Source organism: Acinetobacter sp. ACNIH3 (assembly GCF_002918965.1).
GTDB lineage: Bacteria > Pseudomonadota > Gammaproteobacteria > Pseudomonadales > Moraxellaceae > Acinetobacter > Acinetobacter schindleri.
The window spans coordinates 1-16,079 of sequence record NZ_PQLP01000053.1 but is presented as its reverse complement, the minus strand read 5'-3'; the positions used below and the strand labels follow the sequence as shown (position 1 = coordinate 16,079).

Sequence of the window (16,079 nt, the reverse complement as noted above, 5' to 3'; positions counted from 1 at the left end):
TCTTGACTCAAGCATTAATGCAGTACGATCTTCAAAGTTAAGATGATGGTATGACAATTTTATATACTCCATAAACCCTTTAAATTAATTAGGTGGTTTATGTCGCACTTCAAGTTTTACTCTGCCCAGTTATTGAAAGAACCCAAACGTATCTGCATTGTCCGCAATTAATTTTTGAAATTGTCCAGTCTATTCGTCCGGAGCATTTTGGGGTATTGGGTTATATGGCCTCGAAAAGTAGCAGTATTTCCGAGATGATCGGTTATATCATGCGTTTTCAACGGCTAGTAGTGGATGGTAGTGAGTTTGTCCCTCTGCAGATAAAACAGCATGAACAAAGTATTGAACTGTACTGGGATTTTCTGCATGAGAAATATCAGTTGCTGAATGAATTAACGATTGCAGCAATGGTGCAACTGGGTCGTTATATTTTACAGGATCATCCGCTGGTACTACGTTGTGTTCGGTTAGCTCATGTACCGTTGATGGCGCAACGGCATTATCAGAAATTCTTTGGCGTGGACGTGCGTTTTTCTCAGGCCTATTATAGTTTTGAGCTGGACTTACAAGATTTACAATTCAGGTCAGAACAGGCTGATCCGATGCTGTTACAGCTGCTCGTCCGCCAGGCTGAAGAAGCCATTGCTACCAAGTCTTCAAATGAATCAATATTACAGCAGGCACGAAAAATTATTGCTGATCAGCTACGTACTGAATATCAAGCAATTAAAATTGAGCAACTGGCACAGCAGCTATGGATGTCATCACGCAGCTTGCAGCGTTATTTAAGCAAGCAGGGCAGTTCCTTTAAAAAGTTGCTGGAACAGGAGCGAATGAAACACTGTGAGACGCTATTACAGCAGGGACTTAGCCTGACTGAAATTGCTCGGCAGCTGGATTATTCTGATCAATCTGCATTGGCGCGTGCCTATAAAGCTGCAACTGGGCAAACACTTTTACAGGCACGAAAACTCTTCAAAACAAAGGAAGAAAAATAGAAATAAAAAAGCGACCCATAAGGATCGCTGATTTTTACTTTTACTGCTTAAGCATTTGCTTTGAGTCGGGGAAACCTAAACGCAATTGCCAGTACTGCAAAGATCGCTAGAATCCAGCAATAATAAACGCCACCAATCAATTCTACCGGAGACAGCTTGGCAATCGAACAGGCCAGCAATAGCTGTGCGCCGTAAGGAATCAGGCCTTGAACTACACAAGAGAAAATATCCATCAAGGCAGCAGACCGTTTTGGATCAACGCCATATTCTTTTGCCACTTCACGTGCCATATCACCAGACAAGATGATCGCCACGGTATTATTGGCCACAAACAGGTTCGAGAAAATTACCAGAAAACTGATACCAATTTCACCGGCACGTTGACGGCCAACTTTAAATAAACGCGTTAGCGCATAGATCCGTTCGATCAGCCAGCGTAAACCGCCTTCACTTTGCATGATGGCGGACAAACCACCGAGAAACATCGACAGCAAAGCGACTTCGAACATCCCGACAAAACCATCATAGATTGAATTATTCAGTTTAAGTAGGTCAAACTCTGATGTCGCGAACAGACCAAATAAGCCCGATAGCAATACGCCAATTGCCAAGACCGCAAGTACATGCAGACGACTAAAGGCCAAGACAAAAACCGCAATATAAGGTAGGACTAATAGCCAGTTAAACTCCTTATATTCCATGCCGCTTGTTGCACTGGTGTGAAAGAAATAAATCGCAATAGTGACAATTGATGCCGGCACCGCAATCCAGACATTGACCCGGAACTTGTCCCGTAGCTGCACTTTCTGGCTGCTGGTCGCCGCAATCGTAGTATCCGAGATCATCGACAGGTTATCACCAAACATTGCACCGCCGACGACCGCACCAATGGCATGAATCACGGTAATATCCGTGGCTTGAGTAAAGCCAAAGGCAATCGGTGCACAGGCAGCAATCGTCCCCATTGAGGTACCCATTGCGGTGGCAATGAATGCCGAAATAATAAATAGCATCGGCAAGACAAATTCTGGTGGAATCACCGATAGACCCATTTGCACGGTGGCATCGACACTGCCAATAGCACTGCTAACACTGGCAAATGCTCCCGCCAGCATAAACACCATGAACATCAGAATCAGGTTAGGGTGACTGGCACCTTTAAGAAATTCTTCAATGCCCTGGTTGAGTTTGCCGCGATACACTAATGCAGCCAAGATAATCGCAGGCAGGGCAGCAACAGGCGCTTTCACCTGATAGAACGCGAACTCGGTTCCGATCATGGTGTGATAAATCCCGCTGCCTAAAAAGATTGTTAAAAATACAATAAGCGGCAACAGTGCAATGGCCCGTGCCTGCACTGTAGCTTCTGAATCAGTCTGCATAGGAGATAGAAAAGTAAAAAAGTGCGCGTAGTATAAAGCAGGTTTTGCAATTTCAGAAAACTTTAAATATATGCGCTAACACCTGTGTTTTTATTCAATTTTTAGTGATAAAAATAAGTTTATCTAAACATTCAATATTTTACAGAATAGCGAAATTAGTCATCTTTGATCATTGAGAAAAAAATCAAAATATTCGTAAATACTGTCTTTCGGGTTGTTCTGAAATCTTCGCGCAGGAAATGAAATACAATACCGCTTCGCTGTGTACTGTTCAATGAACAAAAAATAGCGTTACAATGCGGTGTCTTGTATTTCTACAATAGTCAACGCTTCAAGTTTGAAAACACGTTAAGGAACGCACAACCCTATGTCACGTTTAGCCACACGATTTGGACAACTTAAATCTCAACAGCGTAAAGCTTTAGTTTCTTATGGTATGGCTGGTGACCCGCATCCTGAGGTGACTGTACCTCTGCTCCATCAAATGGTAGATGCCGGTGTCGATGTGATTGAACTGGGTCTTCCATTTTCAGATCCGATGGCGGATGGTCCCGTGATTGCACTTGCTGCTGAACGCGCACTTGCAGGCGGAACCAATACCCTGAATGCTCTGGAAATGGTGAAAGAGTTTCGTCAGAAAGATAACGAAACTCCAGTGGTTCTGATGGGTTATTTAAACCCTGTTGAAGTGATTGGCTATGAAAAGTTCGTGGCTTATGCTCATGAATGTGGAGTCGATGGTGTACTTCTGGTGGATCTGCCACCTGAAGAAGCAGATGATTTGAAAATCGTATTGCAAAAATACGACATGGATCAAATCTTCCTGCTGGCGCCAACTTCAACCGATGCCCGTATTCAGCACGTGGTAAAACAGGCCAGCGGCTTTATTTACTATGTGTCACTAAAAGGGGTGACCGGTGCAGCAACTTTAGATGTATCTGAAGCTGCCGCTCGCATTCAGAAAATTAAGACCGAGACAGATGTTCCTGTTGGCGTTGGTTTTGGTATCAGTGATGCCGCATCTGCGAAAGCGATGGGTGTTGCTGCCGATGCAGTTATTGTGGGGAGTGCGTTTGTAAAACAGTTTGCAACCCTCGCGCCAGAACAAGCCGTTATTGCGACGGTGAATAAAGTCAAGGAGCTTCGAGCAGCGCTCGATGAGTTATAGTATGAGTCAACCAGTCAAATCAGGCAAAATTCTGAGCCCATCGACCCCATGGACGGAGCGTATTGTTCCGGGCATTCATGTGCCTGATGAGCAAACCACCCTAAAAGCGACATTCACAGAGCCAACAATTGAGTGCCCAGAATGTCATGCTTTGGTGACACGTACTGCAATGTCATTTAATGCTTATGTTTGTCCACAATGCGATGAACATCTGAAAATGAAAGCACGTGACCGTCTGAACTGGTTCTTTGATCAGGTACAGACTGAAATGGGTCAGGAATTTACGGCCAAAGATCCACTGAAATTTGTCGACAGCAAAGCTTATCCTGAGCGTATGTCGGAAGCACAAAAGAAAACGGGTGAAACTGAAGCACTGATCGTGATGCAAGGTCTGCTGAAAGGCGTAGCAATGATTGCAACTGCTTTTGAATTTGATTTCATGGGCGGTTCAATGGGTACTGTGGTGGGTGACCGTTTTGTGCAAGCCGCTGAACGTGCGATTGAACTGCAACAGCCATTGATCTGTTTTGCCGCTTCAGGTGGAGCACGTATGCAGGAAGGCATGTTGTCTTTGATGCAGATGGCTCGTACATCAGCTGCAATCCAGCGTCTGAAAGAAGCAGGTCTGCCATACGTAGTCGTGCTTACCCATCCGGTTTATGGTGGTGTAACTGCATCTCTGGCTATGTTAGGTGATGTGCATATTGCTGAACCGAAAGCAATGATCGGTTTTGCGGGTAAACGTGTCATCGAACAAACAGTACGTGAAAAGCTGGAAGAACCTTTCCAACGTGCAGAATATTTGCTTGATCATGGTGTGATCGACCAAATTGTTCACCGTCATGCATTACGTGATACAGTCTATCGTATTGTCACGAAATTGATGAATTTGCCTTGAACACAGCAGCACCTTTAGCAACAGATTCTTTAGATACATGGCTCGATTATTGGAGCCATGTTCACGTTACGGGTATTGATTTAGGTCTGGAACGGGTCATTCCAGTCGCTGAAAAGCTGGGCGTTACACAGCCTGAAGCCAAAGTGCTGACCGTTGCTGGAACCAATGGTAAAGGTTCGACCACGACCACCTTGGCCGCCATTCTAAATGCACAAGGTTTGAAGGTGGGTCTGTATCAATCCCCGCATGTGTATCGCTTTAATGAGCGCGTCAAACTATGCGGTATTGAAGTTGAAGATCAGTTGCTGGTAGATGCTTTTGTTGAAGTTGATCAGGCTCGCCGCGAATGTGGTTTGAGCCTGTCTTTCTTTGAAGCAACCACACTCGCTGCTTTTGTTATTTTTAAAAATGAAGCGTGTGATGTATGGGTGCTGGAAGTAGGGTTGGGTGGTCGTCTGGACGTGGTCAATGTCGTCAATCCAGACGTTGCAGTGATTACCAATATTGGTCTGGACCATACCGACTGGCTCGGTGATACTATTGAAAAAATTGCCTTTGAAAAAGCCGGCATTATCCGTTCAAATATTCCGGTGGTTTTTGGCGGACAGCAGGACATTCCTCAAGCGATTTTAGATAAGGCTGCCGAATGTACAGCGCCGTTATATACCATCAATCGTGATTATTTTTATGAAGCCTTTGAAGATGGTGCATCCTGGGGCTTTGCATCTTCCGGGACAACACTGAAACTTCCGACAGGTTCATTGGCACTGGATAATATCTCGACAGCTGTTGCAGCAATTCTGGTGAGTGGTCTGGAAGTCAGTCAGGAAGCCATTGCACAAGGAATTCAGACGGCAAAATTGCCAGGTCGTTTTGAGATTCGTGAAATTACAAATAAAACTGTGATATTTGATGCCGGGCATAATCCGCATGGGGTCGAATTCCTGTTAAAACAGTTAAGTCACTATTTAAATCATCATTCGCAGATTTCGGAAGTAGTCTGTGTCTTTTCGATGTTAGGTGATAAAGATATAAATTCTGTAGTCGGGTTATTGAAAGACAGTATCCGATTATGGAAAATTGCACCGTTAAATGTTCCACGTGCAGCAGAGCTGTCGGTATTGACTGATGCTTTAGCCGGGCAAGCGGTGGAAACCTATAACAATGTTAAATTAGCTTTTCAATCAGCGCTGGATGAAACGAATAATAATCAGCTGATCTTGGTGTGTGGTTCATTTCATACGTTAGAAGCGGTATGGGAGTATTTGGAAGAATGTCAATGAATAACAAACAACGCTGGATGGGAGGCGTTGTTTTATTAGGTGGTGGTGTTTTATTGGCAGCATTACTCCTGAAAGGCAAAGCAGAAATTGATCATCATAGTGTGAATGTGCCAGAACAGCCAGCTCAGGTAGAAAGTCGGGATGTAGCTGGTCCGAGTTCATTGACGGTAGATGTTGAAACTGAAAAACGTCTTCTGGAGCAGCAGCGCCGTGACCGTGAAAAGGCCGTGGCTGAGCAGGAAGCACGTGCAGCAGAATTCCTGGCGATGCAACAGCAGGCTGAAGCGGATGCAGCACGTAAGGCGGCTGAAGAATATGCTGCCCTAAATGCACACCGTATGGGCCAGCAAAGCTCAGACAATATTCCACCAGAACTGGTGGAAGATGAACAGGCCAAACAGAAACGTTTAGCCGAAGACAAAGCAGCCGCGCAAAAAAAGCTTGAGCAGCAAAATTTAACCCAGCAGCAAGATTCTTCTGATGCTGTGAAGAAAGAAGCTGAGCGTAAAGCTGCAGAGGAAAAGCGCAAGGCAGAAGAGCGTAAAGTGGCTGAGAAGAAAGAAGCTGAGCGCAAGGCAGCTGAAGAAAAACGTAAGGCGGAAGAAAAGCGTAAAGCCGAACAGCAGAAAGCAGAAGAACAGCGTAAAGCGGCTGAGAAGAAAGAGGCTGAACAAAAAGCTGCCGAAGAGAAACGTAAGGCTGAGGAAAAACGTAAAGCTGAAGAAGCCAAGAAAAAGGCCGAAGCTGAAAAAGCACGTAAGTTGCTGGAAGGCGAAGATGACAAGCAGTGGATGGTTCAGGTGGCACTGGCTGCCAATGAAGCCAATGCTGATGCGATTGCAGCAAAACTGCGTGCCAAAGGCTATAAGGTGACTAAGAGCCCAACTTCAAAAGGAATACGGATTATGGTTGGTCCATCGAAAGACCGTGAAGCAGCTGATGCGATCCGTAAGAAAATCGCCTCTGATGCCAGTCTGAACATGAAATCAGCCTGGGTTAACGATTGGGTGCCTTTAGATAAACGTTAATTTAAGTCTGCTTTAAACAGATGGATCCGTGAGTTGCTCTCGGATCCATTTTACATTTTCAGGGGTAAATAATTTTTCAATATTGCGTCAGATACTGTGAAAACCATAACCGCCATGTTTCATTTCTGTTACCGCATCATCAATACTCCAATTCTGAAAAATAATCCGGTACATGGCTACACTGGCACCGGTACGATCAGAACCGTGATAGCAGTGTAATAATACCTTTTCATTATTTTGCCGTGCCTGCTGAATCAGCTGCATCACCTTGAGTAAATCTTCACTTTGCATAGCCCAGGTATGAATGGGTATATGTCTCAGCTTTAGATTTTCATTGTCGAGTATTTCCGAATCTTTATCACGTGAACGCAGGTTAATGACCACATCAATGTCATACTGTTTCAACAAAGGCTTCAGTTCATGGCTGGGCTGTTCACTGCGATAGAGTTCATTACTAATCTGATAGAAATTATATTGTTGATGAATTTCCTGTCCCCAATGCGCAGGACGCTGATATTCTGGTAAGGCAGGTGTAGTCATACAACCAGCTAAGGCAAAGATAGAAACAATAACAAACGAATAATAATTTTTCATGGTGCTCTGAATTGTAGTTTTAATCACTATTTTAAACAGAATAAAACTTTTCACAAAGAAAAAGCCTGTCTGAAGACAGGCTTAATAGGAAGCTCGATAACCCGGCTCATCAATAGGTTTTAATCACAACATGGAAATGAATATTTATGATTTTGACTATTTGCTTTCCATGGTGGAGAGTTGATTACAGCTTAATTTTAGTTTAATGAGCAACTCGGCTTTAGTTTACCGCTTGAAGCATGGCTTCTCGTCTTCTTGCGGAATATATTCCTCAGGACGGAGCAGTACTTTCTTTTAAAACTACGTGCTTCGCTTGTCTTGCGAAAAACTAAAGCAGCGCTTTAGTTTTAACTCGAAGCATAGCTTCTCGTCTTCTTGCGGAATATTCCTCAGGGCAAGGCAGCGCCTTGCTGATCCTTTACTACGCACTTCGTTTGTCTTGCGCAAAATTAAAAAGGAGTCCTTTTAATTTTGCTCAGGCTGGGGCGTTAAACGCAGGTAAGGAGTTACTGCCTTATAACCTTTAGGGAAGCGCTGTTTGATTTCTTCCTCGTCTTTCAATGAAGGAACAATCACTACATCATCGCCCTGTTGCCAGTTGGCAGGCGTTGCCACTTTATGGTTATCAGTCAACTGAAGTGAATCAACCACACGTAGAATTTCGTGGAAGTTACGACCAGTCGATGCGGGGTAAGTGATGATCAGACGCACTTTCTTGTTCGGATCAATGATCACCAGAGAACGTACGGTCAGTGTTTCACTTGCATTGGGGTGAATAAAATCATATAGGGTAGACACCTTACGGTCCTGATCTGCAATGATCGGAAAATTCACGCTGGTATTTTGAGTTTCATTAATGTCTTTGATCCAGCCATGATGTGAATCTACATCATCTACGGATAAGGCGATAGCTTTTATACCACGCTTTTCAAATTCATCTTTAAGCTTTGCAGTAAAGCCAAGTTCAGTGGTACATACTGGCGTATAGTCCGCTGGATGCGAGAACAGAATGCCCCAGCTATCACCTAAAAAGTCATAGAAATTAATTAGACCTTCGCTTGATTGTTGTTCAAAGTTCGGTGCGGTATCGCCTAAACGTAAAGTCATGATATGTGCCTCAAAATTCTGTTATTGGGTTGGATAAAACTAATATGAACCAGTTTTTTTATAATTAAAAATAGCGTTTTTAGCTTTTCTTATGAGAAAAAGTGCATAAAGATAAAATCCATCTATCTGCTTTTGAATCAAACAGCCATGCATTTCACTATATTGCGTGTTCAAAATTTGCTACATTACGTTGCCTTAGATCTCCGGGCTGGAAGCTGGAATAAGGTTTTTTTATTAAAACCCTTGTAGTTCAAATTTCTAGCACCATAATAAACGACTAAGAACATATTCATTTGACAAGCAAGATTTAGAGAGTCTATTCATGTTGGCAAGTCTGATCGGAGGAATCTTCGGTACCAAAAATGAGCGCGAACTCAAACGCATGCGTAAAATCGTAGACAAGATTAATGCGCTCGAGCCGACGATATCAGCCCTAAGCGATGCAGACTTATCTGCAAAAACTGAAGAATTCAAACAACGATATAATAACGGCGAAAGTCTAGATAAATTACTCCCTGAAGCGTTTGCGGTCTGCCGTGAAGCAGGTAAACGTATTATGGGAATGCGTCATTACGACGTACAGCTGATCGGTGGTATTACCCTGCATGAAGGCAAAATTGCCGAGATGCGTACTGGTGAAGGTAAAACCCTGATGGGTACCTTGGCCTGTTATCTGAATGCTTTAAGTGGTCAGGGCGTACATGTCATTACTGTGAACGATTACCTGGCACAGCGTGATGCTGAGTTAAACCGTCCATTATTCGAATTCTTGGGTTTGAGCATTGGTATCATTTACTCCATGCAAAACCCGGTAGAAAAAGCTGAAGCTTATAAAGCCGATATCACGTACGGTACCAATAACGAATTCGGTTTTGACTATCTGCGTGACAACATGGTGTTCTCGCTGGCAGAGAAAAAGCAGCGTGGTCTGACTTATGCGATTATCGATGAGGTCGATTCGATCCTGATCGATGAAGCACGTACACCATTGATCATTTCTGGTCAAAGTGAAGACTCTTCTCAGCTTTATTCTGCAATCAATAGTATTCCACCAAAATTACATCCGCAAAAAGAAGAGAAAGTGCCGGATGGCGGTCATTTCTGGATTGATGAAAAACAGCGTTCTGTAGAAATCACCGAAACCGGTTTTGAATTTGTTGAAAATGAACTGATCTCTATGGGTTTACTAGCTGAAGGCGAGAGTCTGTATTCAGCATCTAACCTGAATCTTGTGCACCACGTGACTGCGGCAATTCGTGCGCATTACCTGTATCAACGCAATGTGCATTACATTATCCATGAAGGTGAAGTCATCATTGTTGATGAGAACACGGGTCGTACCATGCCGGGCCGTCGCTGGTCTGAAGGTCTGCATCAAGCGGTAGAAGCGAAAGAGGGTCTGGAAATCCAGCCTGAAAACCAGACGCTTGCAACCACAACTTTCCAGAACTATTTCCGTCTTTATAAAAAACTGTCTGGTATGACCGGTACAGCGGATACTGAAGCTGCGGAAATGAAAGAAATTTATGGTCTGGATGTGGTGCTAATTCCAACCCACCGTCCAATGATCCGTAATGACCAGAATGACTTGATCTACCTGAATCGTGAAGGTAAATACAACGCCATTATTCAGGAGATTCAACGTGTTCATGAAGCTGGTGTAGCACCGATTCTAATTGGTACTGCGACTATCGAAGCTTCTGAAATTCTTTCTGATAAATTGCGAGAAGCGGGCATTCAGCACGAAGTTCTGAATGCAAAACAGCACGAACGTGAAGCGGATATTATTGCCCAAGCTGGTGCACCACGTGCAGTAACCATTGCCACAAACATGGCAGGTCGTGGTACGGATATTTTGCTGGGCGGTAACTGGAAAGCCAAACTCGCTAAAATTGAAAATCCAACAGCTGAAGATGAAGCTCGCTTGAAAGCTGAATGGGAAGAGAACCATGAAGCCGTATTGGCATCAGGTGGCTTGCATATTATTGGTTCTGAGCGTCACGAATCGCGTCGTATCGATAACCAGTTGCGTGGTCGTGCTGGTCGTCAAGGCGACCCGGGTGTATCCCGTTTCTATCTGTCACTTGAAGATGACTTGATGCGTATCTTCGCAGGTGACCGTATCATTGCCATGATGCGTGCCATGGGTCTGCAAGAAGATGAAGCGATTGAGCACAAGATGGTATCGCGCTCAATTGAAAATGCGCAGCGTAAAGTTGAAGCGCGTAACTTCGATATTCGTAAGAACCTGTTGAAATACGATGACGTAAATAACGAACAGCGTAAGATCATTTATTCTCAACGTGATGATATTCTGGCTGAAAGCTCTTTACAAGATTACATCGAAGAAATGATCCGCGATGTCATGAAGGGCATGATTGCCAACTATGTTCCGCCAGAATCTATTCATGACCAGTGGGATATTGAAGGTCTGGAACAGGCATTGAAAGAAGACCTGAACTTCGAATTACCAATAGGTCAATGGTTAGAACAGGACCGTCGTCTGGATGAAGAAGGTCTGGTTGAACGTATTACCGATGAGGTGATTAATCGCTACCGCGAACGTCGTGAACAGATGGGTGCTGAATCTGCAGCAACTTTGGAACGTCACTTCCTGTTGAATTCTCTGGATCGTCATTGGAAAGAGCATCTGGCTGCGATGGATTACCTGCGTCAAGGTATTCATCTACGTGGTTATGCACAGAAAAATCCGGAACAGGAATACAAGAAAGAAGCGTACAACCTGTTTGTGAATATGCTGGGTGTGATCAAATCTGATGTGGTGATGGACCTGTCCCGTATCCATGTACCAACTGCTGAAGAACTGGCTGAGATGGAAGCACAGCAACAGGCTCAGGCTGAAGCAATGCGTATCCAGTTGTCTCATCAGGAATTTGACAGTTTGCTGGAAGATGGGGAAGAAGATCATACCCTGCAAAATGCCAATACAACTTCAGTTGCACCGGTATTTGAAGCGCCTGCAAGCCGTAATGCACCGTGTCCATGTGGTTCAGGTCTGAAATACAAACAGTGTCACGGTAAAATTTAAGTGATATAAAAAATCAGAGCTCCAGGGCTCTGATTTTTTTATGTGAAAAAGTTTTTCAAAAGCACATTTTGAATTGCAGTCCATAACATTAAGTGTTATTTAGTTGCTCATTGGACATCAAATTGCGGACAGACAATGAAAAAAGTATTAAAACCGTTGATGATTGCTGCTTTGGCAATCCCTACCTTGAGTTTTGCGGCTTCAGAAACCACAACTGTAGATAAAGTCAAACAAGCCATTGGCCCAACGACTGCACCTGTTCAGGTAGATGCAAGCGGTCAGGTGACTGTGGAAAGCCCTCGTACAGGTATCCGTTATACCTTTGCCAATCCGAACCGTCCGATCGTACTACAAACTGCTGCAATTACTGCTGCCAATGCAGCCAATGCTGATCGTATTGTGGCATCTAATCCGGCATTGTCCGCGACTAGTCAGCAACAGGCGAAACAAGCATTGCTAAATGGAGCTGCCCAGCTGGCAAAAAACTAAGTTTTGCTGAGCTTAATAAAACCAGTCACTATGACTGGTTTTTTATTGTGAAAAACCATAAGAAAAGTGAGCGTCTATCAGGCTTTGGCTCGATTTTTTGTCTCAGATCAACTAAGCTGTATTTTTCTAAAACTTCAATATTGGACATTTTAAAATGGCAGTTGGTGACGTATCTATGCCACAGATGCATGTGGTGAAAGGGGTAAAAATTGGTTCGGCAGAAGCGTATGTGCGCTATCAGAACCGACGTGACCTGGTGATATTTGAACTGGCTGAAGGCTCCAATGTTGCAGGTGTATTTACCCAAAATGCTTTTTGTGCAGCACCGGTTCATGTGTCTAAGGCACATTTGACAGTAGGCAATCCACGTTATTTAGTGATTAATACGGGTAATGCAAATGCTGGTACAGGCCCAACCGGTATGGCAAATGCAGAAGCAACTTGTGCAAAGCTTGCTGAGATTGCTGGCGTAAAACCAGAGGAAGTACTTCCATTCTCAACAGGTGTGATTGGTGAGCAACTACCAATGGAGCGTCTATTGAGCGGTTTACAGCCAGCACTAGACTCATTGCGTGATGATGCATGGGTAGATGCAGCGACAGGGATTATGACCACAGACACCACACCAAAAGGTGCTTCTGAACAGTTCGAAATAGATGGCATCACCTATACCATGACTGGTATTTCTAAAGGTGCGGGCATGATTCGTCCGAATATGGCGACCATGTTAGGGTATGTAGCCACCGATGCACCGATTAGCCGTGAACTGGTTCAACAGTTGCTATCTACAACAGTGAACGTGTCATTCAACCGTATTACTATTGATGGTGATACTTCAACCAATGACTCTTGTATTTTTATTGCGACTGGACAGGCGGGCGGTGTTGAAATCAGCTCTACTGAAGATCCACGTTATGCAGTAGTTCTTGAAGTACTTGCACGTACCATGAAACGTTTGGCTCAATTGATCGTACGTGATGGTGAAGGCGCGACCAAATTTATCACTGTGGCAGTTGAGGGTGGGGCGAATACACAAGAATGTTGTGATATTGCCTATAGTATTGCCCATTCTCCGCTGGTGAAAACAGCGATCTTTGCTTCTGATCCAAACTGGGGGCGTATCCTGGCTGCGATTGGTTATGCTGGTGTGGCAAACTTAGACGTTGCAAAAATTCAGGTTTGGTTAGATGATGTACAAATCTGTAAAGATGGTGGTGCAGCGGCAGATTACACGGAAGAAGCTGGTGCGCGAGTGATGTCTCAGGCAGAAATGACTATTCGTGTTGACCTTGGACGAGGTACAGCGAAAGATACGGTTTATACCTGTGACCTGTCTTATGACTATGTCCGAATCAATGCGGACTATCGTTCATAATGCTGATTTAATTCAAAAGCCTCCGTCTGGAGGCTTTTTTATACTTTTAAAATTTTTATTGAATGGTCAAAAAAAGGCATATTGCCAAAACTGACCGGTATGTGATGTAGGGTGGATGTCTGGCGTAAGGCAGGCATATAGGAAAAGAGAAGATGTTGTTATGAATGATGCAACCAAACTGATAGCCAATGAAGCCAAATCAATTGTGCAGGCACATTTGGACCGCCTGGGTGAGACGAAAGAGCATCAGTTAAGTGAACAGGCCAAGCAGGAAAAGTTTGCACAGATCCAGGCAGAGCTTAAAAAGCGTGATGCTGTACTGGTCGCACATTATTACTGCGATCCTGAAGTTCAGGAACTGGCAGAACTCACCGGTGGTTGTGTGTCTGATTCATTGGAAATGGCTCGTTTTGGTCGCGATCATCCAGCGTCTACCTTGGTCGTCGCTGGTGTAAAATTTATGGGGGAAACTTCAAAAATTTTATCACCGAATAAAACTGTACTTATGCCAACATTAGAAGCGACCTGTTCACTGGATCTCGGCTGTCCTGTCGATGAATTTACCAAGTTTTGCGATGCTCATCCTGATCATACTGTAGTGGTTTACGCCAATACTTCGGCAGCTGTAAAAGCACGTGCGGACTGGGTGGTGACTTCAAGCTGTGCAGTAGAAATTATCGAGCATTTAGATAGCTTAGGTGAAAAAATCATTTGGGCGCCAGATCAGCATCTTGGTCGTTATATTCAAAAGAAAACCGGTGCAGATATGTTGCTATGGGATGGTGCGTGCATTGTGCATGAAGAATTCCGTTCACGTGGCATTGCCAATATGAAAGCGCTGTATCCAGATGCTGCGGTACTGGTACATCCTGAATCCCCTATGTCTGTAGTTGAAATTGCAGATGCTGTTGGAAGTACCTCGCAACTGATTAAAGCTGCTCAGACTTTGCCTAATGAGCGACTAATTGTGGCAACAGATCGCGGTATATTCTACAAAATGCAGCAGGCTGTACCGAACAAGATCCTGATTGAAGCACCAACTGCTGGAGAGGGAGCTACCTGCCGCTCATGTGCGCATTGTCCTTGGATGGCGATGAATGAACTTGATGGTATTCTGCATGTGTTGCAACATGGTGATCAGGAAATTCATGTCGATCCTGCTTTGGCAGAACGGGCAAAATTACCACTTGACCGGATGCTGGACTTTAGTGCAGGTCTAAAACGTTAGAATTTGTATAAAAAATATCTGAAATGCTTGATAAATATACGCTTGAAGCGATTTTTTGATTTTTTTTAAATATAGGTGTTGACGTCTTTGGGCGTCGCGCCTAGAATGCACACCGTACCAAGCGATTAGCTTGATACGAAAGCTGAGATGAATCGGAGCATAGCACAGCCTGGTAGTGCACCTGGTTTGGGACCAGGGGGTCGTAGGTTCGAATCCTACTGCTCCGACCAATTCTTCAAGGCGGATGATAAGTATCATCGGTAAAGCGCTTGTAGCTCAGTTGGATAGAGCATCCGCCTTCTAAGCGGATGGTCACAGGTTCGAATCCTGTCAGGCGCGCCATTTGGTTGCCTGGTATTTTAGAATCAAAATGATGGTGGATGTAGCTCAGTTGGTAGAGCCCTGGATTGTGATTCCAGTTGTCGCGGGTTCGAATCCCGTCATTCACCCCAACTTTTAAAGTTGAAATCGGAGCATAGCACAGCCTGGTAGTGCACCTGGTTTGGGACCAGGGGGTCGTAGGTTCGAATCCTACTGCTCCGACCATCTCCTTAAAGATGGTCGAGATAAAAGATACCGCGTTAAGCGGTTTTTTTATGCCTGAAATTTAATAATTCAAATAAAATTAGAATGAGTTTTTAAATTACTTCTCAATTAGATTACTTATTTCTTTAAATATTCTGCTTTGTATATTGTCTGACTTTATTGAGATAATTTTGCTTTGGTCTGATGTGATCACTGATTGGTGGTCCAATAATATAACCATAAGTAATAACGATGCTGAAACCATTATTGCGGCACTACTTATTGAAAATAACAAGCTTGAAGTAATTATCTATATTTCGCTAAAAGATATTTATCGGGGTTTTTCTTGAGGATATGTTTTAAAAGTATGAAAAAATTATTTTTTGAAATGATAAGAATGAGCGGTTGCTAAAAGAAAAGATAATGAATATTTAAATAAAAAATTATATGAAGAGTAATCAGTTTATATGCAGATTTAGAGAAAGGTAATGAAGCTTTTTATAAGAAAGACAAAGAAAATATTAAGTAACGTGCCCGATTCTGTACCATTTTTAGTCAAAAGATAGAGAAAAAGCTGATTTCTGTAGAATAAATAAACAGACGGTGGTTTTTGTTGAAAAAGGGGGTTGCACGTGGAGTGAAATACTGTAGAATGCACATCCATCGGCGGTGATGAAGATTAAAACTTCTGATAAAACAGTAACTTAGTTAAGATTGGTTGAGTTAGGTTTTATTTGATAAGTTTAAAAATAATCTGATTTACTAGTTGACTTTCTAGAGATAGAGAGTAATATAGCCGACCTAGCTTGATGCTGACGAAGCATTGAGAAGATCATTAAGAGATTATGAAGAACAACTTGTGTGGATTTTTACTGGTTGATTGATCGAAATTATTTTCATTGATTGATGGTAGAAATTACTCGAAGTTTATTTGAGAAATGAATGTCAGAAAATT

General features: G+C 43.4%; 10 protein-coding genes, 4 tRNA genes and 2 pseudogenes. 13 read left to right on the top strand and 3 right to left on the bottom strand.

Translation table 11 applies throughout. From position 1 onward, the window contains the following. Positions 1–137: 137 nt before the first annotated feature. Positions 138–998 (top strand): annotated as a pseudogene (locus C3420_RS14675) (helix-turn-helix domain-containing protein); the annotation flags it as partial. Positions 999–1,045: 47 nt separating this feature from the next. Here the strand turns inward: C3420_RS14675 and C3420_RS14670 are convergent. Next, positions 1,046–2,380 (bottom strand): Na+/H+ antiporter NhaC family protein, encoded by a 1,335-nt coding sequence (locus tag C3420_RS14670; RefSeq protein WP_103800879.1) that lies wholly within the window; start codon positions 2,378–2,380, stop codon positions 1,046–1,048. Positions 2,381–2,747: 367 nt separating this feature from the next. On the opposite strand from C3420_RS14670, the gene trpA reads away from it, so the two are divergent. The 4 genes from trpA to C3420_RS14650 are packed head-to-tail and all read left to right on the top strand — an operon-like array spanning position 2,748 to position 6,757. After that, positions 2,748–3,548 carry a tryptophan synthase subunit alpha gene (gene trpA, locus C3420_RS14665; RefSeq protein WP_103800878.1) on the top strand — a complete coding sequence of 267 codons (801 nt, stop codon included), beginning with the start codon at positions 2,748–2,750 and terminating at the stop codon, positions 3,546–3,548. Position 3,549: 1 nt separating this feature from the next. Beyond that, a complete protein-coding gene (gene accD / locus C3420_RS14660) occupies positions 3,550–4,446 on the top strand; it encodes an acetyl-CoA carboxylase, carboxyltransferase subunit beta (protein WP_103800877.1) in 897 nt (298 codons plus the stop codon). Then, complete coding sequence (folC, locus tag C3420_RS14655; RefSeq protein ID WP_103800876.1) at positions 4,443–5,729, top strand: bifunctional tetrahydrofolate synthase/dihydrofolate synthase; 1,287 nt, start codon at positions 4,443–4,445, stop codon at positions 5,727–5,729. The genes accD and folC overlap by 4 nt, the downstream gene beginning before the upstream one ends. Beyond that, positions 5,726–6,757 (top strand): SPOR domain-containing protein, encoded by a 1,032-nt coding sequence (locus C3420_RS14650; RefSeq protein ID WP_103800875.1) that lies wholly within the window; start codon positions 5,726–5,728, stop codon positions 6,755–6,757. Before folC ends, C3420_RS14650 begins: the two co-directional genes overlap by 4 nt. Before the next feature lie 12 nt (positions 6,758–6,769). Here the strand turns inward: C3420_RS14650 and C3420_RS14645 are convergent. Further along, a pseudogene (locus tag C3420_RS14645) lies at positions 6,770–7,351 on the bottom strand (dual specificity protein phosphatase family protein). 465 nt (positions 7,352–7,816) lie between these two features. Beyond that, positions 7,817–8,458 (bottom strand): peroxiredoxin, encoded by a 642-nt coding sequence (locus tag C3420_RS14640; RefSeq protein ID WP_048881962.1) that lies wholly within the window; start codon positions 8,456–8,458, stop codon positions 7,817–7,819. Between the two features lie 322 nt (positions 8,459–8,780). On the opposite strand from C3420_RS14640, the gene secA reads away from it, so the two are divergent. From secA to C3420_RS14600, 8 genes are all read left to right on the top strand, one after another. After that, on the top strand, positions 8,781–11,507 hold the full coding sequence (secA, locus tag C3420_RS14635) for a preprotein translocase subunit SecA (RefSeq protein ID WP_103800874.1): 2,727 nt from the start codon (positions 8,781–8,783) through the stop codon (positions 11,505–11,507). 135 nt (positions 11,508–11,642) lie between these two features. Further along, positions 11,643–11,996 carry a hypothetical protein gene (locus tag C3420_RS14630; protein WP_103800873.1) on the top strand — a complete coding sequence of 118 codons (354 nt, stop codon included), beginning with the start codon at positions 11,643–11,645 and terminating at the stop codon, positions 11,994–11,996. Between the two features lie 154 nt (positions 11,997–12,150). Next, the gene (argJ, locus tag C3420_RS14625) at positions 12,151–13,371 is read left to right on the top strand and encodes a bifunctional glutamate N-acetyltransferase/amino-acid acetyltransferase ArgJ (protein WP_103800872.1); all 1,221 of its coding nucleotides are present in this window, start codon (positions 12,151–12,153) and stop codon (positions 13,369–13,371) included. Between the two features lie 160 nt (positions 13,372–13,531). Then, the gene (nadA, locus tag C3420_RS14620) at positions 13,532–14,599 is read left to right on the top strand and encodes a quinolinate synthase NadA (RefSeq protein WP_071321164.1); all 1,068 of its coding nucleotides are present in this window, start codon (positions 13,532–13,534) and stop codon (positions 14,597–14,599) included. 153 nt (positions 14,600–14,752) lie between these two features. After that, positions 14,753–14,829, top strand: a tRNA-Pro gene (locus tag C3420_RS14615). A 35-nt stretch (positions 14,830–14,864) separates the two neighbouring features. Next, positions 14,865–14,941 (top strand) — tRNA-Arg (locus tag C3420_RS14610). 34 nt (positions 14,942–14,975) lie between these two features. Further along, positions 14,976–15,051 (top strand) — tRNA-His (locus C3420_RS14605). A gap of 17 nt (positions 15,052–15,068) precedes the next feature. Then, positions 15,069–15,145, top strand: a tRNA-Pro gene (locus C3420_RS14600). Positions 15,146–16,079 lie beyond the last annotated feature (934 nt).